We start from the raw sequence: 19,166 nt of genomic DNA on the forward strand, positions 1-19,166 counted from the left end.
CTGAACTCCGCGCAGCGTCATTATAATGTCGGTTGGATCGGGCGGGAGAGAGATGGCTGGGGTGCTAGGATTCGAACCTAGGGTGGCGGTACCAAAAACCGCTGCCTTACCACTTGGCGACACCCCAGCAGAGGAAGCGCCAGATAGCTGCTCTTCCCGCCGCTGGCAACACCCGGCGCGCGGTGTTTTGCAGATGCCGCACCTGCTCATGCGGCGCTCCGGGCCGCTTCCCCAGGGTGCGTCAGATGAGCCCTTTACATCTTATCGATAATCAACAATATTCTTAAGGTTAGCCTCGCGCAATCCGCGCTGCTCGATCAGAAGGCCACCTTTTCCATGAGAACATTTCTGCTGTCGCTGGCAGGCGCCTTCGTGGCGATGATGCTTTTCTTCATTCTCGGCTTTTTCATGCTCTTCGGCCTGATCGCCAGCATTGCGAGTGCCAAGCCCCCGCATCCGGCCAGCATCGTGCTGACGCTGGACCTCAACGAATCCTTCGTCGACCAGGCGCCGACATCCGGCCTCGCCGCTTTCTCCGGCACGCCAGGCTTCATCGACCTTCTGACCAAGCTGAAAGATGCGGAGACGGACAGCTCCGTCAAAGGCCTTTATATTCGCGGCGGCAGCTGGGCGGTCGGCACCTCCCGGTCCGAGGAGCTGCGCCAGGCGATCCAGAGTTTCCGCGATTCGGGCAAGTTCGTCGTCGCCCACTCCCAGGGCATGTTCTCCAGCAGCGGCCCGTCGCTTTATCACTCCATCTCTGCCGCCGATGAAATCTGGATGCAGCCCGGCACGGAATTCATCATCAATGGCGTGACGTTCGAGGCTGAATTCTACAAGGGCCTGTTCGACATGATCGGCCTGACGCCGGAGATCTACGCCTTCTATGAATACAAGAACGCCCCTAATGCCTATTCCGAAACCAGCCTGACGGAACCGCACCGGGAAGCGCTGCAGGCGCTCGCCGATTCGATCTGGTCCACCGCGCTGGAGGCGATCTCCGAAGACCGCGAGATTGCGCTGCCGGCCCTGCGCGCCCTTCTGGAGCGCGGCCCGATGACGGCGGAACAGGCCATGGAAGCCGGGCTTGTCGATTCGCTCGGCTGGCCGGAAGAGGTTGAGGAAGCCACGCGCGAGCGCGCGGGGCGCAACACGGAAATGATCCGCCTCGCCCAGTATAACGCCCCTCCCGAGCGCGGGCGCAGCCGCGCCCCGGTCATCGCCGTGATCGGCGGACAGGGCATGATCGTGCCGGGCGGCGGCGGCTCCAGCTCGCCTTTCTCCTCCCCGCCGGAATTTGCCTCGGATGTGATCGCCCGCGCCATCCTCGATGCCGCCGATGATGACGATGTGCGGGCCATCGTCTTCCGCGTCGACAGCCCCGGAGGCGTGCCGAACGCCGCCGACCAGATCTGGCGCGCGGTCGAGCGGGCCAAGGAAAAGGGCAAGCCGGTCGTGGTCTCGATGGGCAGCGCTGCGGCCTCGGGCGGGTATTATGTGTCCATGGGCGCCAATGCCATACTCGCCAATGAAGGCACGATCACCGGCTCCATCGGCATCTTCGGCGGCAAGTTCGCCATCGAAGGCACGCTGAACAAGATCGGCATCAGCTTCGACACGGTGACCACCGGGGGCGAGTATGCCTCCGCCTGGGGCGTGTCGGAATTCACCGACGCCCAGGAACGGGATGTCCGCGCAATCCTGAAGCGGGGCTATGACCGCTTCGTCACCCTAGCCGCCGAAGGGCGCGGCAAGACGTTCGAGGAAATGGACCGTCTGGCCCGGGGCCGGGTCTGGACCGGGCGCGATGCCGTCGGCATTGGCCTGATCGACGCCACCGGCACGTTCATGGACGCGGTCGAAAAGGCCAAGGAACTCGGCGGGATCGATCCGGATGTGAAACCCCGCCTCGCCTTCTATCCGGTCCGCAAGAGCGGCTTCGAAGCGCTGGAAAACCTCTTCGGCGTCTCCGCCGAAGCGGCCCGCGCGGCGGCCCTTGTCGGCGCGATCGCCGGCGACCGGCGCACCGAAGCCCTGCTCGAGCAGCTCGCTGTCGCGGAGGCCGTCAATTCCGGCCAGACGATTGCGGTTGGCCCGCGCCTGCGCGAACGCTGAGGCTGGCAGAATGTGCCGCGCCGGGCTTGCTGCCGGCGCGGCATTGGTCTAGCCGCGCGGACAAGGCGCAAATGAGGCGGTGAGATGCAGATAATCGTGACCGGGGCGGCCGGCTTCATCGGCAGCGAAGTGGCCCTTCGCCTGCTGAAGGAAGGCTTTTCCGTCACGGGTATCGACTGCTTCACGCCCTATTACGACCCCGCCCTGAAGGAGGCCCGCGCCGCACGCCTCGCCGCCTTCCCGGCCTTCCGCATGGAGCGGATCCGGGTCGAGGACGCAGAGGCGATGGAGGCGATCTTCCGGCGCGACCGGCCGGACATCGTCCTGCACTTTGCCGCCCAGGCCGGCGTGCGCTACAGCCTCGACCATCCGCGCGAGTATATCGAGGCGAATGTCGTCGGCTCGTTCAATGTGATCGAGTTCGCGCGCCGCTATGGCACGCAGCACCTCCTGATCGCCTCGACCAGCTCGGCCTATGGCGCGAACCAGAAATTCCCCTTCGAGGAACAGGACGCAACGCCCCATCCGCTGACCATCTATGCGGCCACCAAGCTCGCCAGCGAATTCATCGCGCACAGCCATGCCCATCTTTACGGCGTGCCGACGACCAGCCTGCGCTTCTTCTCCGTCTACGGACCCTGGGGCCGGCCGGACATGGCCTTCTTCCAGTTCACCGGCCGCATTTTCCGGGGCGAGGCCATCGACGTCTACAATCATGGCGACCTGATGCGCGACTTCACCTATATCGACGACCTCGTCGAAGCGATCCGCCGGCTGATGGATCATCCGCCCAAGGCGGAAGGCGAAATCCTGCGCGGGGATTCGCTCTCCCCCGTGGCGCCTTACCGGCTCGTCAATATCGGCAATGCGAGCCCTGTGCGCCTGATGGACTATATCGAAGCCATCGAGGACGCCATCGGCCGCAAGGCGCAGATGAACATGCTCGGCATGCAGCCGGGCGATGTGAAGCAGACCTTTGCGGATGTGACGCTGCTCAACCAGCTGACCGGCTATACACCGGACACGGACTATCGAACCGGCATCGCGAAATTCGTCGACTGGTACCGGGACTATTTCAAGCCGGAGTGAAGCCCCGCGCGCTTCGCCGCCGCGCGGAATGCCTCCGGCACCGGCGCCGCCAGCTGCAGCCGCCCGCCCTCCGGATGCGGAATATCCAGCCGCGCCGCATGCAGCATCAGCCGCGCCCCGCTTGCTGCGCCCTCGCCATAGAGCGCATCGCCAAGGATCGGGCAGCCGAGCGACATGAGGTGTACCCGGATCTGGTGCATCCGGCCGGTTTCCGGGCTGAGCTCCATCAGCGCGAAGGCGCCATCCCGCGCAAGGATACGCCAGCCCGTGCGCGCCGCCTGCGCGCCCTTGCGGCCGGGCCGCGCCGGAATCATCCGCGACCGCCCGCTTTCCTCCACCTTCGCCAGCGGCGCATCAATCACGCCTTCCTCCGCCTGCGGAAGGTTGCCCTTCACCAGCGCGAGGTAAGTCTTCTGCACATCCCGCCCGGCAAACGCCTCCGACAGGAAGACAGCGGCCGGGTGCGTTTTTGCTGCGACAATCACCCCGGATGTGCCGGTATCCAGCCGGTGCACAAGGCGCGGCCGCTTGCCGTTCGATCTTGCAAATGACGCCAGCAGGTCATCGAGGGACCGGGACACCCCCCGCCCGCCCTGCACCGGCAGGCCGGACGGCTTGTCAAACGCCAGCACCGCCCGGTCCTCATGGATCAGCAGCCCACGGACGAACGCCGCATCCTCAGCAGAAACCGGCGGAATGGGGATGTTGCGGGTCATTGCGGAGGTGCCCCAAGGCCCTCACCTCCCACGACCTTCGGTCGCGGGTCCCTCCTCTCCCGCAAGCGGGAGAGGGGTTGGGACGCCGCCGCGAGCGCAACGCAAAACCCCTCTCCCTCTGGGAGAGGAGGGGCCCATCGCGCCAGCGATGGGAGGTGAGGGCCGCGCCGCACGCTGGTCATGCTACTCCCCCCGCCGGCGCGCGCGCAGGGCGGAGATGCGCTCAAGGGCTTCGGCAATAGGCTTCTCCCGCCCCTGCCCCTTGGGATCATAGAAAACGGGGCGCTTCATGCCTTCGGGGAAGTAATCCTGCCCGGAGACGCCATCCTCCGTATCGTGATCATATTCATAGCCCGCGCCATAGCCCTGCTCCTTCGTCATGCCGGTCGGCGCGTTGAGGATATGTCTGGGCGGCATCAGGCTGCCGGTCTCCGCCGCCGCGCGCCGGGCCGCCTTGTAGGCCACATAGGCCGCATTCGATTTCGGCGCGGTGGCGAGATGGATCACGGCGTGTGCGAGCATCAGCTCCCCTTCCGGCGAGCCGAGCCGCTCATAGCTGCGCGCCGCCTCGCCCGCGATCATCAGCGCGGTAGGGTCCGCGAGGCCAATATCCTCGCTCGCCATGCGGATGAGGCGCCGGGCGATGAACAGCGGGTCCTCCCCGCCCTCCAGCATCCGCGCGAACCAGTAGAGCGCCGCGTCAGGGTCTGATCCGCGTACGGATTTGTGCAGGGCGGAGATGAGATTGTAATGCTCCTCCCGGTCCTTGTCATAGGCGACTGCGCGCTTCTGCAGGCCGGCGGTAAGCTCCTCAAGGCTCAGCAGGCCCGGCTCGCCGCGCATGGCGAAGGCCTGTTCGGCGAGGTTCAACAGGTAGCGCCCGTCGCCATCGGCCATGCACAGGATGGCCTCGCGCGCCTCCTTCGTCGCCGGAAGACGCCGGCCCATCGCCTGCTCGGCGCGGGTGATGAGTTCGGCGAGGTGCGGGTCCTCCAGCCGTTTCAGCACCATCACCTGGCAGCGTGAGAGCAGCGCGCTGTTGAGCTCGAAGCTCGGATTCTCGGTCGTTGCGCCCACAAGGGTCACCGTGCCGCGCTCCACGAAAGGCAGGAACCCGTCCTGCTGCGCGCGGTTGAAGCGGTGGATCTCGTCCACGAACAGCAGCGTGCCCTTGCCGACCTTCCGGCGGGCTTCGGCCTTGTCGAAGGCGGCGCGCAGTTCCTTCACGCCGGTGAAGATCGCCGACAGCGCCTCGAATTCCAGCTCTGTCTCCTGCGCCAGCAGGCGCGCGATGGTCGTCTTGCCGGTGCCGGGCGGGCCCCAGAGAATCATCGAGACGAGCCGGCCATGGCGCAGCATCCCGCCGATCGGCCCGTCCGGCCCGAGCAGGTGATCCTGCCCGACCACATCGCGCAGCGTCTGCGGGCGCAGCCGGTCGGCCAGCGGGCGCGGGGCGCCTTCATCGAGGCCGGCGGCGGAAAAAAGGTCGCTCATCGGATGTGTTCTAGGCGAGTGCGCCGCTCATGATAAGCTCCCGGAAAAAGACCGGGAGGAAAGACAATGACATTGGACATCACACCCTCGGGCGAAGCCTGCGGCGCCGCAGTGCGCGGGGTGGACCTCGCCAGCCCCCTGACGCCGGACCTTGTTGCGCAAATCCGCGCTGCCTGGCTGGACCATCAGGTGCTCGCCTTCCCGGACCAGAGCCTGACCGATGATGACCTCGAACGCTTCACCCTCGCCTTCGGCCCCTTCGGGGAAGACCCGTTCATCGCGCCCATTCCCGGGCGCCGCCATATCATCGCGGTGAAGCGCGCAGCCGATGAGACCTCGCCCATCTTCGCCGAAAGCTGGCATTCCGACTGGAGCTTCCAGAGAACCCCGCCGGCGGGCACCTGCCTCTATGGCATCACCATTCCGCCCACCGGCGGCGACACTTTGTTTGCCAGCCAATACAAGGCGCTGGACGAGATGCCGGACGCGCTGCGCAAACGGATCGAGGGGAAGAACGCCATCCATTCGGCGAAGAATGCGTATTCCCCGCAAGGCATGTATGGCGCGGGAGATAAAGGCCGCTCGATGGACATCCGCCCCTCCGCAGAGGCCGAGGCGACCTGGACGCATCCCTTCATCCGCAAGCATCCGGAAACAGGCCGGGAAAGCCTCTTCGGCTGCGCGGGCTATATCATTGGCGTTGAGGACATGGACCCGGCCGAGGGCTGGGACCTCGTGACGGAAATCTATCGCTGGCAGACCCGGCCCGAATTCCAGTACCGCCATCGCTGGCAGAAGGACATGCTGGTGATGTGGGACAATCGCTGCACCCTGCACATGGCGACCGGCGGCTATGCCGGCCATGACCGCCTGCTCCACCGCACGACCATCGGGGCGGCCTGAGCCGCGCATATGCCAAGGGCCGGACAGGGCCTCGCCCTTCCGGTTTTGACTGGGTGTAGCGCGCGGAGACAGAATCAGGCCGCAGGCTCAGGGGTTAGTGTTGAAACAGGCAGTCGCGACCTGCCCGTCTCCGCCGCCGGGGCTCTCGCCCCCGCCCGCCAGTGCATACCCTGCACGGGCGACAGGGGGATCATACCATGGGTTTGGAGGTGTAGGATTGTTTTCCTGAATTTTCCTGCGATGTGGTGTGGTTGCTGGGGGTGGGTCAGCAAAAAGTGTTGGATAGAGGCGGGTCTGAGACAGCGGATCGTGATTTGTATGAACTGTTCATACATGCTAATACTCAGCCATGAAGGAGCCCTGCCCATGATGCGCAAGACGATCTCCATGCCGGACAGGATGGCGGCCTGGATTGCCGCGCGTATCGAGCAGGGTCAGTTCAACAATGAGAGCGAATACTTTCGTGATCTCGTGCGGCGCGATCAGGAAGAGGAAGCGCGCAAGGCCTATCTGCTTTCCCGTCTTGATGCCGGGGCAGAGCAGCTTGCTCGCGGCGCCTATACAGACCTCACAACGGAAGAAGAGATCGACCGGCTTTTTGATGCCGAAGGCTGATCCTCCATGGTGACGCTCCGCATCACGGAAGATGCCCAGCGCGATCTGGCAGAAATCAGGGCCTTTACCCGCCGCAAATTTGGAGCGCGGCAGACGTCACGCTACATGGACAGCTTGAAGGAAGGCTTCAAAACCCTTCGAAGGCATCCGGAAATCGGTTTTCCCATAGACCATCTCAAGCCGGGCTATCGTTGTTTCCGCGTCCAGCATCACGCGGTCTTTTACATGCTGGCAGGCGACGTCATCGCCGTCGTCGCCATCCTGCACGAAAGCCAGCTGCCGGCACGCCACCTGGAGCAAAGGTCTGGCGGCTGACATCGGAGAAACTGCACTCAATGACCCGCCAGAAAGGCGTACGGCGCACCCTGCGGGATACTGCCACGTAGGGTGCAGAGGAGACGGCGCACCTCAACCGGCTTTGCCGGTTTCGCTGCACCCTACGGGACGCGACCTTGTAGGGTGCAGCGAGCGCAGCGAGGTGCACCTGAACTGAACTAGGTCCGCACAGTGCCGCGGATGGTGCGGCCGTTGCGTTCCAGTTCGATTTCCCAGCTGCGCGCGTCCTGGCCGAGCACAGATTGCAGTTCCTGAACGGTGCGCGTCTGACGGCCATTGACCTCGCGGATGATGTCGCCGGGGCGGAAATAATTGCGCGAAATCGTGCCGCGCGTGACCGAGTGGACATAGATGCCCGAGCCCTTGGTAAAGGGGTCGAGGCCGTTCTCCTCGGCAAGGCGGGGCGAAAGCTCGATGACGCGTGCCCCATTGAACACCGACTGGCCGGCCAGCAGCACCACATCGGCCTCGGTCGCCCCCGGCGGGGGCTGCACGGTCACGGCAATCGTCTGCGGGCGCCCGCCGCGCAGCACCGTCAGCTCCGCCCGCTCGCCCGGATTACGGACGGCGGCCAGGAAGCGCAGGCCCTTCTCGTCAAACACTTCGCGGCCATCGATCATGGTCACAAGGTCGCCCCGGCGCAGGCCCGCCTGCTCGGCCGGGCCATCGGGATAGACTTCGGTGACCATCACGCCGAGGGGCCGGTTCAGCCCCTGCGCGCGGGCCATGTCGAAGCTGACCGACTGCGCCGCGAGGCCGAGCCAGGGGCGCACGAAGGTGCCGCCATTGACGGCGGCGTCGACCACGCGCTTGACCATCTCCGCCGGGATCGCAAAGCCGATGCCCGCCGATGTGCCGGTGCGCGAATAGATCGCCGTGTTGACGCCGACGAGCTCGCCGCGCGTGTTGATCAGCGCGCCGCCGGAATTGCCGGGGTTCACGGCGGCGTCCGTCTGGATGAAGAAGGCATAGTCGGTCACGCCCACATCGGTGCGGGCGGTGGCCGAGATGATGCCATTGGTGACCGTCTGGCCGACACCGAACGGGTTGCCGATGGCCAGCACCAGATCGCCGACTTCGGCGTCGCGCGTATCGGCGAAGGGCAGCACGGGCAGCGGCTCGCCGCTGGTGTCGATGCGCAGGACGGCGAGGTCTGTGCGGGCATCGGCAAGGATCAGCTCTGCGGGGTATTCGCGCCGGTCGCTGAGGACCACGCGGATCGAATCGGCGCCCTGGATGACGTGGCTGTTGGTGACGATCACGCCTTCGGGGCTGACGATGACGCCGGAGCCGAGCGAGTTCTGCACCTGCCGTGTCTGGGCGGGCACGCCATACATCAGCTGTTCCAGCGGGGTAGCGGCGGCGGAAACCGTGCGCGCGGTGTAGAGGTTGACGACCGCCGGGGAGGCCATGCGCACGAGCGGGGCGAAGGTCAGCGTGATCTCGCCGGAGGTCAGCGGCACGACTTCTGCGGGCTGGGGCAGCACCTGCAGCGGTTCGGGCGGGGCCTCGGCGGCCGCCGGGAATAGGTCTGCGACCACGGAGGGCACAGGCGCGGGCCGGTGGTCCTCGCCGTCCGTCTGGCCGAAGACCGGCAGGATGGCAAAGGTGAGGACGGCCAGAACGGCAAAGAAGGCAGCCGCCAGCAGTTTCGAGGCATGTCGGGTCATGGAGCGGAGGTGCAGCATGATCATGGCTCTAATGCGGTGCGAAATATGGCGCAATTCGCGCTGTCATGACATTTCAGATAGGGCAGCTTGCCGCAGGCGCAACCGCCGGTGGCCATGAACCGCAAAGCGGCTCGCGTCGCTGCTCAGCCGCCAATGCGCCGCTAGCCCTGTTCCGCTGCCGCGTCCCGGTCGCGCAGCTTCTGCAGGTTCTCGGCATGGCTCTCCCGGCTGATCTTGTAGAAGCTGACGCAGATCAGCATGAGCGTCCAGGCGGTGATCAGCGCCACCGCATAGCCGATACCGAGGGTGCGGACAGTTTCCTCTGTCGCCGCCGCCGCCCCGCCGCCCTGCGAGAGACCGGCCACAGCCAGGACCATCGAGGCGGTGATCACCCCGGCCCCTTGTGACAGCTTCCGGATGAAGCTGATGCCGGCAAAGAAGATGCCTTCCGAGCGCCGGCCCGTCTGCAGCTCGGAATCCTCGACAATGTCCGCCACCATAGAGCCGAGCAGCATCTGGGTGACGATGATCAGCGCGACATCGAAGACAGTGACGCAGATGATGAACAGGAACAGCGCGTCCGAACCGTTGGGCGGCAGGAGGCCGAACAGACGCAGCACCACCGGCATCGGCGCTATCGAGAAGGCCAGCGAGCCGATGATCAGCGCGCCGCGCTTCTTGCCCAGCGTCTTGCCGACGATCGGCGCGATGATCAGCGCCAGCACCGCCGAGACATAGACGCCCATCGTGAGGTTAGCGATCTGGCGATTGTCGAACTCCCAGAAGATCGTGTTGATATACTGGTTGAGCGTCGCCGAAACGCCGGTCGCGATCAGGCCGCAGAGGGTGGCGAGGAACAGCGCGCGGAAGGATTTGTTCGAGATCGTCTCGAAAATCTCGCCGAAGATCTTCTTCAGCGTCAGCGTTCGCGCCGGGGGCGGCGCCTTCAGGTACGGGATATGCGAATGGGTGCCTGCCGCGCAGATGAACACGCAGCCAAGGATGCAGAAGGCCGCGATGGTGCCATAAGTGTTCCAGCCATCGATGTTGAACACGCCGATGGGAATGTCCTCGGTCGGCACCAGCAGGAAGCGGAACAGGAGGATCTGGATCGTTAGCCCACCGAACCAGCCGAAGAAGAAGCGCAGCGCCATCAGCGAGGTGCGCTCGTCATAGTCCTGCGTCAGCTCGGCGGCGAGGGCGGAGCTTGGTACATCATAGAAGGTGAAGGCGACGCGCACGCCGATAGTGGTGGCGACGAGCCAGGGGAAGAGCTCATTGCCGGAGAGGCCCGCCGGCGGGTTCCAGGTGAGGAAGTAGACGAGCGCGGTCGGAATCAGCGCGGCATAGATGAACGGATGGCGGCGGCCAAACCGGGTGCGGGCATTGTCCGACCAGTAGCCGACCACGGGGTCCGAGACCGCATCGACGACGAGGGCGACCAGCAGCGCGACACCCACCAGCGCCGCATCGACCCCCATGATGTTGCTGTAGAAAAACAGGAGCGCGTAATCGAAGCCGTTGTTCTTGATGCCGTCAGCGGCGCCGCCGATGCCGAAACTGATGCGCGTGAAAAGGCTGGGCTTGCCTGTCGCTGATGCCGCCATGTCGTGTGCCGCTCCTTGGGGGTCGGAAGGCTTGCCGGTCTCTCTCTCAGAGACCGAGGACCATTTTTGCGATGATGTTGCGCTGGATCTCGTTGGATCCCGCATAGATCGAGGTCTTGCGGTAATTGAAGTAGGACGGCGCCGCGGTCAGCGTATGGACAGGGGTGGCCGGTGCCTCGTTCGCGCCGGCGGTGGCGAGGGCCTGCGTGTCCTCAACAAAGGGCGGGGCGTAGATGCCGGCAGCCTCGAGGGCGAGTTCGGTGATCTCCTGCTGGCAGTCGGACCCCTGGTATTTCAGCATCGAGCTTTCCGGGCCGACATTCTGGCCGGCCGACAGCGCCGAGAGCACGCGCTGCTCGGTGGCGTCGATCGCCTCGATCCGCATTTCCAGCAGGGCGAGCTTGCGGGCAAAATCGGGATTGCGGATGACCGGCTCGGCGCCGTCCATCTCGACCGAGGCGATTTTCTTCGCCTTGCGCAGCATGTGGCGCAGGCCGGGCGCATAGGCATTGCCCCGCTCGAATTCGAGCAGGTATTTGGCATAGGTCCAGCCCTTGTTCTCCTCACCGATCAGCGCGTCGGCGATTTTCACGCGGACATTCTCGAAGAAGACCTGGTTGATCTCGTGCTGGCCTTCCGGCGGGCCGTCGAGTGTCGGCAGCGGGCGGATGGAAATGCCCGGCAGGTTCATCGGGAAGACGATGAAGCTGATGCCCTCCTGCGGCTTGCCGGATTTGTCGGTGCGCACGAGGCAGAAGATCATGTCCGCCCACTGGGCGAGCGTCGTCCAGATCTTCGAGCCGTTGAGGACATACTCATCGCCGTCGCGCACGGCGGACATCTGCAAACCCGCCAGGTCAGAGCCTGCGCCGGGTTCCGAATAGCCCTGGCACCACCAGACGTCTGAGGAGAGGATGTTCGGCAGATGCTCTTTCTTCTGCGCCTCATTGCCGAAGGCCATGATGACGGGAGCCACCATCGAGACGCCGAACGGGGCCACATTCGGCGTGCCCGCGCCGGACAGCTCGGCATGCAGGATGTGGCGCTGCGTGGCCGAGAGGCCCGGCCCGCCATGCTCGACCGGCCAGTTCGGGGCGATCCAGCCTTTCTGGTGGAGCTTTTTCTGCCAGGCGACCTGGCTTGCCTTGTCGACATAGCCATTCTTGGAGAGCGCCATGCGGGCGCGCAGGTCTGCATCGAAATTCTCAGCGATCCAGTCGCGGACTTCCTGCTGGAACTTCAGATCGGACGGCGAGAGCGAGAGGTCCATGGCCGCCGCGCCCCTTATTCGACGATATCGAAATACTCGATCACCGGCGCGCCGCCGAGGACAGCGCCGAGCTTTGGCCCGGCGGCCTTGAAATAGTCCGTCTGGCCATGGGCCTTCAGGTCATCGGCGGAGGCATACTGCTCCATGAAGATATAATCGGTGGAGGAGCCACGCGCCTTGTAGAGCTGGTAGGTCAGGCAGCCCGGCTCGTTCGCCTTCACCTTGGCCATGAGATCCTTGGCGACGGATTCGAATTCGGCCTGCTTGCCGTCCTGAATCTTGAGCTTTGCGACAACACCGATCATTCGCTTCCTCCGTAACTTTGCGTATTTTACGCTTATCGACGCACAATATGGGCTCCGCGCCGGTTCACAAGGCTCTCGCTGGGTCAGCCCGCGCGCTTTTCGGCTCAGCCAGGCGGCTCTTGCGGTTCCGCCATGGTAAATTCTGCGTCAACTCGTATGGAACGGAACTTGCTGACCAGGCCCGGTAACGACGCATGACCCAATCCAGACGGAAACCGATGTTGACCGTGATCGAACCGAGCCTTGCCCATACGCCCCAGCTGAAGGTGGACCCGGCGGCGATTCTTGCCGTCATCCCGGCCCTGAACGAGGCGCGCCATATCGAGGAGTGCATACGCTCGCTGATGGCCGGCAGCCCGGTACTGCGGCTCGTGCCCCTGACGGTGGCTGATGGTGGCAGCAGTGATGGCACGCAGGCCATCGTGGAGCGGCTGAAGGGCGAGTTCCCGAACCTGCGGCTGCTGGAGAATCCGAAACGCCTGCAATCGGCCGCACTGAACCTTGCCGCCGAGACGCATTCGAGCGAGCGCACGCGTTATCTCGTGCGCTGTGATGCGCATTCGATTTACCCCGAGAACTTCATCCTGCTCGTTGCCGCTGCCCTGCAGCGCACCGGCGCAGCCTCGGTCGCGGTGCCGATGGACGCTGTCGGCGAGACCTGTTTCGAGAAGGGCAATGCCTGGGTGGTCGATACCCTGCTCGGCTCCGGCGGCTCGGCCCATCGGGGCGGGCAACGCTCCGCCTATGTCGATCATGGCCACCATGCCGGTTTCGATATCGAATGGTTCCGCAAGATCGGCGGCTATGACGAGACCTTCTCGCACAATGAAGATGCCGAATATGATGTGCGCCTCGGCAAGGCGGGCGGGAAGGTCTGGCTCGATGCCGGTATCCGCATCCAGTATGTGCCGCGCGGCACGGTGCGCAGCCTTGCGCGGCAATACTATAATTATGGCAAAGGCCGCGCCCGGAACCTCGCCAAGCATGGCTCGCGCCTGAAGGTGCGCCAGGCAGTGCCGGTGGTTGCCCTTGTGGGCAGCGTCGGCGGACTTCTGGCAGCGCCCTTCTTCCTTCCGGCGCTGATCCTGCCGGCCGGCTATCTCAGCCTGCTGGCAGGCGCCTCTTCCGCTGTTGCGGTCCGCCGGAAGTCAATTTGTGGACTATTCGCAGGTATAGCCGCAGGAACGATGCATCTTTGTTGGGCGGCTGGATATATTCGGCAGCAGTTTGCCCGGGGAAACCCGACCTGACCATGAGTGTCTTTGCATTTCCGGAACAATACACTAAATTAAAGTTTAAAATACGCGGATGGCGGTGATGCGGCGTGGGAACCTGACGACAGCGCTGAGGGCAAGCCTCGGTGAGCTGACGCGCAGAGCTGGCGCGGTCGGCAAGCGCGTGTTTGCGCCTGCAGCCCAGGAAGCGCCCCCCCAGAAAGCCGCGCCCCCGCCTGTCACCCGCGTGACGCAGGCCCCCGACGGCGTGTGCCTCTATGCCATCGGCGACATTCACGGGCGGATGGACCTGTTAACCCTTCTGATGCAGCAGATCGAAAGCGATGCCGCAACCCTGCCGGACGGCACAAAGGCGCAGATAATCTTCCTGGGCGATTATATCGACCGGGGCCTGCAATCGCGCGATGTGATCGAATACTTTGCGAGCGGCGCAGCCAGCCGGTTTGACCCGGTCTTCCTGCTCGGCAACCATGAAGAGGCGCTCCTGCGTTTCCTGCGCGAGATGGAGTTCGGCAAGCAATGGGCCCGTTTCGGCGGCGCCGAGACGCTGTATTCCTATGGCCTTGCCCCGCCCAATACCCGCGCGAGCCTCAACTCGCATGAGGAGATGGCGGCGGCGCAGAAGGCCTGGGAACGGGTCTGGCATGAGTTCCGCACCCGCCTGCCCGCCCATCATCTGAGCTTCCTGGAGGGCCTGAAACCCTGGCATGTGGCGGGCGACTACCTGTTCGTGCACGCAGGCCTGCGCCCCGGCGTCGCCCTGGAGCGCCAGAGCGAGCGCGACATGCTGTGGATCCGCGAGGAATTCCTGGATGACCGGGCGCCGTTTCCGCAACTGGTCGTGCACGGGCACACACCGGAAGATTCCATTTACCGCGATGACCGCCGCATCGGTCTCGATACCGGCGCGTTCCTGACCGGGCGGCTTTCGGCTGCGCGGCTTTACGGCACAGATGTTGCTTTTCTAAGCACCTGAGACCGGGTACACCCCGGCAGTCGGAGCGCTATATGCTTCGCAAACACGAGATGCCGGAGACATGACGATGCTGCACTTTCGCGCCCTGCTTGCCATTCTCAGCCTGACGCTCTTCACCCTGCTGGCGGCCTGCAATACCACCCCGACTGCCGGCGTCCGCGAGGCTGGACCGGTGGGCGAGTCCCAACGCCTCGGCGCCTATATGCTGGGCTCCAGCGACCGTCTGCGGGTCACGGTGTTCGGCCATCAGGACCTTTCCGGCGAGTTCGAAGTGGATGGCACAGGGTCGATCTCGATGCCGCTCATCGGGCAGGTGACAGCCGAGAACCTCACGACCGTCCAGCTGGAACAGGCCATCGCCGAGCGCCTTTCCGATGGCTACCTGCTGAACCCGCGCGTCAGCGCCGAAGTGATCAATTACCGCCCCTTCTACATCCTCGGCGAAGTGAACCGGCCGGGCGAGTATCCGTATACGAACGGATTGACAGTGCAGAATGCGGTGGCCGCAGCAGGCGGATATACCTATCGCGCCAACCAGCGGATCATCTTCATTCGCAGCATGGGTGAGGAGCGGGAAGTGGCCTACACGCTGACTCCCTCCACGGTTGTGCGCCCGGGCGACACGATCCGGATCGGCGAGCGGATCTTCTGAGACCCCGCCCCCAACACTGTTGACATGTGCTGAAACGCCGCCCCGGAACAGGGCGGCGTTTTGGTGAGTCGCTGGCAGATTCCATCGTCTTGAGAGGCAATTTTTGCCTGTTTGGTTAACACAATTGCCTCTCATGCGGCACACGCTGCACCACCGGCGAGCATTTGCGCCAATATTTTGCGAATACTTCGCCTGTTTGGAGAAACTTTTCGAAAGCTCTTATTTTGCAACAGCGAAGGTGGTATACGCTTTGCAAACGCCAAAACATGACAACGCAACGGCAGTTTCATAAAGGAACACGCCGCCGGTGGGACCCGGGTGTTGCAGTTAACAATGTTGAGCGGCGTAGAGTATGAAGGGGACAGGGATGGATTTCAGGATCACGGACACGGCGGACGGTGTTGAAACCGACGCTTTCACCGAGAACTATGTCCGCGCAGAATCAGGCGACCCGCGTCCCTCGCCGCCGGTTACGGCGAAGCGCGTGCTGGATGTCACGATCGCGGTGGTGGCCCTTATCTTTGTGGCCCCCGTGCTGCTGACGGTCGGCATCCTGATCCGCCTGCAGGATGGCGAGAAGGCCATCTTCCCGCACACCCGTTACGGCATGAATGGCCGCACGTTCAAATGCCTCAAACTGCGCTCGATGGTGCCCGATGCGGCGGAGCGCCTTCAGGCCCTTCTGGAAAGCGACCCGGCCGCCAAGCGCGAATGGGACGAGACCCAGAAGCTGACCCATGACCCGCGCGTGACACCGCTGGGCAAGTTCATCCGCGCCTCCTCGATCGACGAGTTGCCGCAGCTGATCAACGTGATCCGCGGAGACATGTCGCTGGTCGGCCCGCGCCCGATCTCGATGTCCGAGCGCAGCCGCTATGGCGAGGGCTTTGCCGACTATTGCAGCGTGCGCCCCGGCATCACCGGCAAATGGCAGATCAGCGGCCGCAGCAATGTGAGCTATCCCGAGCGCGTCGCAATGGACGTGACCTACGCCCGCACCCGCACCTTCTGGGGCGATGTGATGATCATGCTGAAGACCGTCCCGGCTGTGCTGTTCTCGGTCGGCGCCCGCTGATCCCGGCGCTTCACCCGGCCCCAGCCTGAGGGCTGGGGCAAGACACGAACGGAACCTGATCCATGCGGCGCTTCTGGCCGAGCCCTGGCACGACGCGCGGCGGTTTTGTCCTCGGCCTCCTCCTTGCGTCGGGCGCTTTGCTTGCAGCCTGCACGACCTATCCCGATCCGGAGACCGGCATCCTGCCCGGGCGCGAGCGCCTGCCCCTCCATGCCGAACCGCAGCCTGAAGCCGCGCCGGAAACACTGGAAGGCGCCTCCTTCCTGGAGACATTCGACGGGCCGCACGACCCAACGCGCTGGACCCGCAGCAACCTGAACTACCCTTCCGATTTCCACCCCGCCTGGCTGAGCCGGCATGTGCATCACACGCCCGGCCGGCTGGAGCTGGAGCTCGCCCGCCGCCGGGTGGACGGCAAGACGCTCGCCGGCGGCGAGTATCAGCGGCGGGGCTTCTATCATTTCGGGCGCTATGAAGTGGTGATGCGGGCTGCGCCGGGCTCCGGCACGGTCAGCGCCATGTTCACCCATACGCATGGCCAGTTCGGCGACCCGCATGACGAGATCGACATAGAATTCCTCGGCCGCGATGCGCGCATGGTGACGTTCAATTATTACACCGACGGCCGCCAACATGGCACAATTGGCATTCCGGTGCCCTATGACACGACCCGCGAGGCGCATCTTTATGCGTTCGACTGGGAACCGGACCGGATCCGCTGGTATGTGAATGACACGCTGGTGCACACCTCCACCCCGGAGGACCACCCGATCCCGCAGAGCCCAGGCCGGCTGATCCTGCAAGTGTGGAGCGGGGGACCGGGACAATACGCCTGGCACGGCCCCCCCACCTTCCACAACCATACGAGGGCGGCCTATTCCTGCGTCAGCTTCCAGCGCGCCGGAGACATGGCGCCGCAATGTTCGGACACATTTGTGCCGCCGGGAGATTAGCGAAAAGGCTGCGCCGCCAGGGTTCAGCGGCCAGGCGGCATCAGGGCTTCGAGGAAAAAGTTCTGGCGCGCGGCCTCGATCCGCTGGGCTTCGTCGCGTTCCCGCTCCTGCTCACGCTCATGATCGGCAGCAATCGAGATCTGCCCCGGCAGGGCGGCTTCGGCGCGCTCTGCCCGGTCGCGGCGTTCCTCCGATGGGGTCCGGCCATGGGTCACGGCGACCCAGTCCACAAGATCGCAGTCGTCGGCGAGGATACGGCCCTGCGCCCGCAGCGAGTCGATGATGGCCGCCTGTTCCGGCGTGACCTGGCATCCCCGCGCGGCGCGCGCGGGGCGTGGGGCGGCAGTGAGAAAGGCGGCGCCTGCTGCGGGGTCGCGGGCGCGGGCGGCGGGGTCGATCTGGTCGACGGCGCCGCGCCGCTCGGCCGGACCGATCTGATCAAGCGCGGCGCGGCTGCGATCCGACGTGCGGGCGCCCTGCTGGACCTGGTCTATGGCAGCGCTGCGCGGGGCCTGCTCTGCGAGGGCGGCCGCCGGGACGAGCGCCGGAAAAAGGATAGCGCAGAGGGCGGGAGCGAGCCTGCAGCGCATCCTATTCGTTCCTCTGGGTTATGATCATCTGCGAGCCGCCATATTGGGTGACTGCGATGCTGAGTCCATTGCCTTCCTGAAGCTGGACCAGCCCGTTGTTGCCGCCGATCTGCAGGAGGGTTGCAAGATTGTCATTGCCGAGCTGTGTCAGGCTCGCGGCATTGGCCGAGCCGGACTGGACGATTTCGGCGTGGTTGTTCGTTCCGATCTGATGCATCAGGAGCAGCGTGCCGCCGCTCGCGAGACGTTGATCCGCCATCAGATGGTTTTCCGGACCGCTCTGCACGGACAGCACCATCCGCTCCGTATCCGGAACGGATGGTACCAGGCTGCCTCCCCGGAGCAGTGAGAGAATCCCATTGCCCTCGATCAGGGAGGCCTCACCCTCACCGGCAAATGCCGGTGCCCCAGCCCCGCTGAAGAGGACGGCCGCAAGGACCGCCCCCCTGAGCTTGGCGCAGATCGGCCGCATCGCCCGTCTCTCCTTACTGGGAGATCGTGGAGACGTGGCCGAAGCCGGTTTGCGTGACCGTCGACACAGCGAGGCTGCGCATCTGGTTCACGTTTGCGAGGTTCGATCCGCCATCCTGCGTGATCGTCGAGACGACATTGTTCAGCCCCGAGGCGAACCCGCTCTGCTGGACGTTCGCCTGATTGTTGCCGCCAAGGCCCAGAAGGTCTTTCTGGGTGACATTGGCGGTCGCAAAGGCGCCGGCCTGCAGGATCGTTGCGCTGCTGCCGAAGTCCGAGATCTCCTGGCGGATGTCCGACAGGTTGTTGAAGCTGGCCCCGGTCGTCGTCAGGATGATCGTGCCATTGGTCGAGCGCTGATCAATATTGGTGATGTTCTGGTCACCATACATGTCTGCGTCGATCAGGCCGCTGTTGCCTTGCTCGAAGATGGTCGCCTCATTGCCGAAGCCGACCTGATTGACATAGATGGTCGAGTTCACGCCATTATTGTCAATCGTTGCGCGTGAGCGGCTGGAAACCGGCGAAGCGCCGACAGCATTGGTATAGTCGCCCTGGCGGACGATGACCGTGCCGTTCGTGCCGCCCTGGCGGACAACTGCCCGGTTCCAGATGCCGTTCTGCTGGACAGACGCCACCGGCATGACCGAACCATTCAGCTGACGGATGTTGATGAAGTTGCGATCGCCCCGCTGCAGGGCGGCCGCAGCGGCATCCGCAGCAATCTGGGTGATGTTGGCTTCGTTTCCAAAGGCCTGCTGGTAGTCATGGATCTGTTCGACCGTGGCGCTGGTGCGGGCCCGGCGCTGATCGATCGACGCCGTGTTGGCAAAGCCACCCGGACGCGGGCTTGTGGCCGTTGTCTGGCTGATCATGGCGCGGCCGGCATTGCTGCTCTGGCTGATCTCGGCCTGGTTCTGGCCGTTGATCAGTCCGTTCACGGCCTGGTCGATCGTGGCTTCGTTGTTGTTACCCGTCTGCGTGATGCGAGCCGAGTTGTCGATGCCCGGGGCCGGAAAGACCTGGGCGAAGGCCGGCGCGGTGCACAGGGCAACCAGCGCGGCGGATGCTACAAGATATCTGTTCATGATCCC

The 19,166-nt window shown here is 64.5% G+C and carries 19 protein-coding genes and 1 tRNA gene; 10 read left to right on the forward strand and 10 right to left on the reverse strand.

Features of this window, described 5'->3' with window-relative positions; all coding sequences use genetic code 11:
* Nucleotides 1-53: 53 nt before the first annotated feature.
* Nucleotides 54-127, reverse strand: a tRNA-Gln gene (locus tag ACK4SV_RS05750).
* A 209-nt stretch (nt 128-336) separates the two neighbouring features.
* Between ACK4SV_RS05750 and sppA the strand changes: the two genes are divergently transcribed.
* A complete protein-coding gene (sppA, locus tag ACK4SV_RS05755; protein ID WP_409916850.1) occupies nt 337-2,115 on the forward strand; it encodes a signal peptide peptidase SppA in 1,779 nt (592 codons plus the stop codon).
* Nucleotides 2,116-2,199: 84 nt separating this feature from the next.
* On the forward strand, nt 2,200-3,204 hold the full coding sequence (locus ACK4SV_RS05760; protein ID WP_409916851.1) for an NAD-dependent epimerase/dehydratase family protein: 1,005 nt from the start codon (nt 2,200-2,202) through the stop codon (nt 3,202-3,204).
* Here ACK4SV_RS05760 and ACK4SV_RS05765 read toward each other — a convergent pair.
* Complete coding sequence (locus tag ACK4SV_RS05765; protein WP_409916852.1) at nt 3,186-3,920, reverse strand: RluA family pseudouridine synthase; 735 nt, start codon at nt 3,918-3,920, stop codon at nt 3,186-3,188. The genes ACK4SV_RS05760 and ACK4SV_RS05765 overlap by 19 nt on opposite strands.
* A 183-nt stretch (nt 3,921-4,103) precedes the next feature.
* Nucleotides 4,104-5,414 (reverse strand): replication-associated recombination protein A, encoded by a 1,311-nt coding sequence (locus ACK4SV_RS05770; RefSeq protein ID WP_409916853.1) that lies wholly within the window; start codon nt 5,412-5,414, stop codon nt 4,104-4,106.
* Between the two features lie 66 nt (nt 5,415-5,480).
* Here ACK4SV_RS05770 and ACK4SV_RS05775 point away from each other — a divergent pair, with 66 nt between their 5' ends.
* From ACK4SV_RS05775 to ACK4SV_RS05785, 3 genes are all read left to right on the forward strand, one after another.
* Nucleotides 5,481-6,317 carry a TauD/TfdA dioxygenase family protein gene (locus tag ACK4SV_RS05775; protein ID WP_409916854.1) on the forward strand — a complete coding sequence of 279 codons (837 nt, stop codon included), beginning with the start codon at nt 5,481-5,483 and terminating at the stop codon, nt 6,315-6,317.
* Between the two features lie 366 nt (nt 6,318-6,683).
* Nucleotides 6,684-6,932 (forward strand): type II toxin-antitoxin system ParD family antitoxin, encoded by a 249-nt coding sequence (locus ACK4SV_RS05780; protein ID WP_409916855.1) that lies wholly within the window; start codon nt 6,684-6,686, stop codon nt 6,930-6,932.
* A gap of 6 nt (nt 6,933-6,938) precedes the next feature.
* Nucleotides 6,939-7,247, forward strand: a complete 309-nt coding sequence (locus ACK4SV_RS05785) for a type II toxin-antitoxin system RelE/ParE family toxin (protein WP_409916856.1) — start codon at nt 6,939-6,941, stop codon at nt 7,245-7,247.
* Nucleotides 7,248-7,426: 179 nt separating this feature from the next.
* On the opposite strand, the gene ACK4SV_RS05790 is transcribed toward ACK4SV_RS05785, so the two are convergent.
* The 4 genes from ACK4SV_RS05790 to ACK4SV_RS05805 form a co-directional block, all read right to left on the reverse strand.
* Nucleotides 7,427-8,956, reverse strand: coding sequence for a Do family serine endopeptidase (locus ACK4SV_RS05790; RefSeq protein WP_409916857.1), 1,530 nt, complete (start codon nt 8,954-8,956; stop codon nt 7,427-7,429).
* 143 nt (nt 8,957-9,099) lie between these two features.
* Nucleotides 9,100-10,545, reverse strand: a complete 1,446-nt coding sequence (locus ACK4SV_RS05795) for an MFS transporter (RefSeq protein ID WP_409916858.1) — start codon at nt 10,543-10,545, stop codon at nt 9,100-9,102.
* A 46-nt stretch (nt 10,546-10,591) separates the two neighbouring features.
* Entirely contained in the window at nt 10,592-11,815 is a 1,224-nt protein-coding gene (locus ACK4SV_RS05800; protein ID WP_409916859.1) for an acyl-CoA dehydrogenase family protein, read from the reverse strand.
* 14 nt (nt 11,816-11,829) lie between these two features.
* Nucleotides 11,830-12,120 carry a putative quinol monooxygenase gene (locus ACK4SV_RS05805; RefSeq protein WP_409916860.1) on the reverse strand — a complete coding sequence of 97 codons (291 nt, stop codon included), beginning with the start codon at nt 12,118-12,120 and terminating at the stop codon, nt 11,830-11,832.
* Nucleotides 12,121-12,314: 194 nt separating this feature from the next.
* Here ACK4SV_RS05805 and ACK4SV_RS05810 point away from each other — a divergent pair, with 194 nt between their 5' ends.
* The 5 genes from ACK4SV_RS05810 to ACK4SV_RS05830 all read left to right on the forward strand — a co-directional run bounded on the left by ACK4SV_RS05810 (nt 12,315) and on the right by ACK4SV_RS05830 (nt 17,011).
* A complete protein-coding gene (locus tag ACK4SV_RS05810) occupies nt 12,315-13,370 on the forward strand; it encodes a glycosyltransferase family 2 protein (RefSeq protein ID WP_409916861.1) in 1,056 nt (351 codons plus the stop codon).
* 67 nt (nt 13,371-13,437) lie between these two features.
* Complete coding sequence (locus tag ACK4SV_RS05815) at nt 13,438-14,331, forward strand: metallophosphoesterase family protein (RefSeq protein ID WP_409916862.1); 894 nt, start codon at nt 13,438-13,440, stop codon at nt 14,329-14,331.
* A gap of 67 nt (nt 14,332-14,398) precedes the next feature.
* On the forward strand, nt 14,399-14,983 hold the full coding sequence (locus ACK4SV_RS05820; RefSeq protein WP_409916863.1) for a polysaccharide biosynthesis/export family protein: 585 nt from the start codon (nt 14,399-14,401) through the stop codon (nt 14,981-14,983).
* A 367-nt stretch (nt 14,984-15,350) separates the two neighbouring features.
* A complete protein-coding gene (locus ACK4SV_RS05825) occupies nt 15,351-16,058 on the forward strand; it encodes a sugar transferase (protein WP_409916864.1) in 708 nt (235 codons plus the stop codon).
* 62 nt (nt 16,059-16,120) lie between these two features.
* Complete coding sequence (locus tag ACK4SV_RS05830; RefSeq protein ID WP_409916865.1) at nt 16,121-17,011, forward strand: family 16 glycosylhydrolase; 891 nt, start codon at nt 16,121-16,123, stop codon at nt 17,009-17,011.
* Nucleotides 17,012-17,034: 23 nt separating this feature from the next.
* Here ACK4SV_RS05830 and ACK4SV_RS05835 read toward each other — a convergent pair whose 3' ends face one another.
* The 3 genes from ACK4SV_RS05835 to ACK4SV_RS05845 are packed head-to-tail and all read right to left on the reverse strand — an operon-like array spanning nt 17,035 to nt 19,160.
* On the reverse strand, nt 17,035-17,601 hold the full coding sequence (locus ACK4SV_RS05835) for a hypothetical protein (protein ID WP_409916866.1): 567 nt from the start codon (nt 17,599-17,601) through the stop codon (nt 17,035-17,037).
* 1 nt (nt 17,602) lies between these two features.
* Nucleotides 17,603-18,073: a curlin repeat-containing protein gene (locus ACK4SV_RS05840; protein WP_409916867.1), complete on the reverse strand. Its 471-nt coding sequence runs from the start codon at nt 18,071-18,073 to the stop codon at nt 17,603-17,605.
* Between the two features lie 13 nt (nt 18,074-18,086).
* On the reverse strand, nt 18,087-19,160 hold the full coding sequence (locus ACK4SV_RS05845; RefSeq protein WP_409916868.1) for a hypothetical protein: 1,074 nt from the start codon (nt 19,158-19,160) through the stop codon (nt 18,087-18,089).
* Nucleotides 19,161-19,166: the final 6 nt, after the last annotated feature.

Source organism: Hyphomonas sp. (assembly GCF_046313735.1).
Taxonomy (GTDB): Bacteria; Pseudomonadota; Alphaproteobacteria; order Caulobacterales; family Hyphomonadaceae; genus Hyphomonas.

Excerpts from the sequence above, each read along its gene's own strand:
- ACK4SV_RS05815 (WP_409916862.1), top strand. The coding sequence starts at position 13,438 with ATGCGGCGTGGGAACCTGACGACAGCGCTGAGGGCAAGCCTCGGTGAG.
- ACK4SV_RS05805 (WP_409916860.1), bottom strand. The coding sequence starts at position 12,120 with ATGATCGGTGTTGTCGCAAAGCTCAAGATTCAGGACGGCAAGCAGGCC.
- ACK4SV_RS05825 (WP_409916864.1), top strand. The coding sequence starts at position 15,351 with ATGGATTTCAGGATCACGGACACGGCGGACGGTGTTGAAACCGACGCT.
- ACK4SV_RS05810 (WP_409916861.1), top strand. The coding sequence starts at position 12,315 with ATGACCCAATCCAGACGGAAACCGATGTTGACCGTGATCGAACCGAGC.
- ACK4SV_RS05795 (WP_409916858.1), bottom strand. The coding sequence starts at position 10,545 with ATGGCGGCATCAGCGACAGGCAAGCCCAGCCTTTTCACGCGCATCAGT.
- ACK4SV_RS05840 (WP_409916867.1), bottom strand. The coding sequence starts at position 18,073 with ATGCGGCCGATCTGCGCCAAGCTCAGGGGGGCGGTCCTTGCGGCCGTC.
- ACK4SV_RS05835 (WP_409916866.1), bottom strand. The coding sequence starts at position 17,601 with ATGCGCTGCAGGCTCGCTCCCGCCCTCTGCGCTATCCTTTTTCCGGCG.
- sppA (WP_409916850.1), top strand. The coding sequence starts at position 337 with ATGAGAACATTTCTGCTGTCGCTGGCAGGCGCCTTCGTGGCGATGATG.
- ACK4SV_RS05830 (WP_409916865.1), top strand. The coding sequence starts at position 16,121 with ATGCGGCGCTTCTGGCCGAGCCCTGGCACGACGCGCGGCGGTTTTGTC.
- ACK4SV_RS05775 (WP_409916854.1), top strand. The coding sequence starts at position 5,481 with ATGACATTGGACATCACACCCTCGGGCGAAGCCTGCGGCGCCGCAGTG.
- ACK4SV_RS05800 (WP_409916859.1), bottom strand. The coding sequence starts at position 11,815 with ATGGACCTCTCGCTCTCGCCGTCCGATCTGAAGTTCCAGCAGGAAGTC.
- ACK4SV_RS05785 (WP_409916856.1), top strand. The coding sequence starts at position 6,939 with ATGGTGACGCTCCGCATCACGGAAGATGCCCAGCGCGATCTGGCAGAA.
- ACK4SV_RS05760 (WP_409916851.1), top strand. The coding sequence starts at position 2,200 with ATGCAGATAATCGTGACCGGGGCGGCCGGCTTCATCGGCAGCGAAGTG.
- ACK4SV_RS05780 (WP_409916855.1), top strand. The coding sequence starts at position 6,684 with ATGATGCGCAAGACGATCTCCATGCCGGACAGGATGGCGGCCTGGATT.
- ACK4SV_RS05790 (WP_409916857.1), bottom strand. The coding sequence starts at position 8,956 with ATGCTGCACCTCCGCTCCATGACCCGACATGCCTCGAAACTGCTGGCG.
- ACK4SV_RS05845 (WP_409916868.1), bottom strand. The coding sequence starts at position 19,160 with ATGAACAGATATCTTGTAGCATCCGCCGCGCTGGTTGCCCTGTGCACC.
- ACK4SV_RS05770 (WP_409916853.1), bottom strand. The coding sequence starts at position 5,414 with ATGAGCGACCTTTTTTCCGCCGCCGGCCTCGATGAAGGCGCCCCGCGC.
- ACK4SV_RS05765 (WP_409916852.1), bottom strand. The coding sequence starts at position 3,920 with ATGACCCGCAACATCCCCATTCCGCCGGTTTCTGCTGAGGATGCGGCG.
- ACK4SV_RS05820 (WP_409916863.1), top strand. The coding sequence starts at position 14,399 with ATGCTGCACTTTCGCGCCCTGCTTGCCATTCTCAGCCTGACGCTCTTC.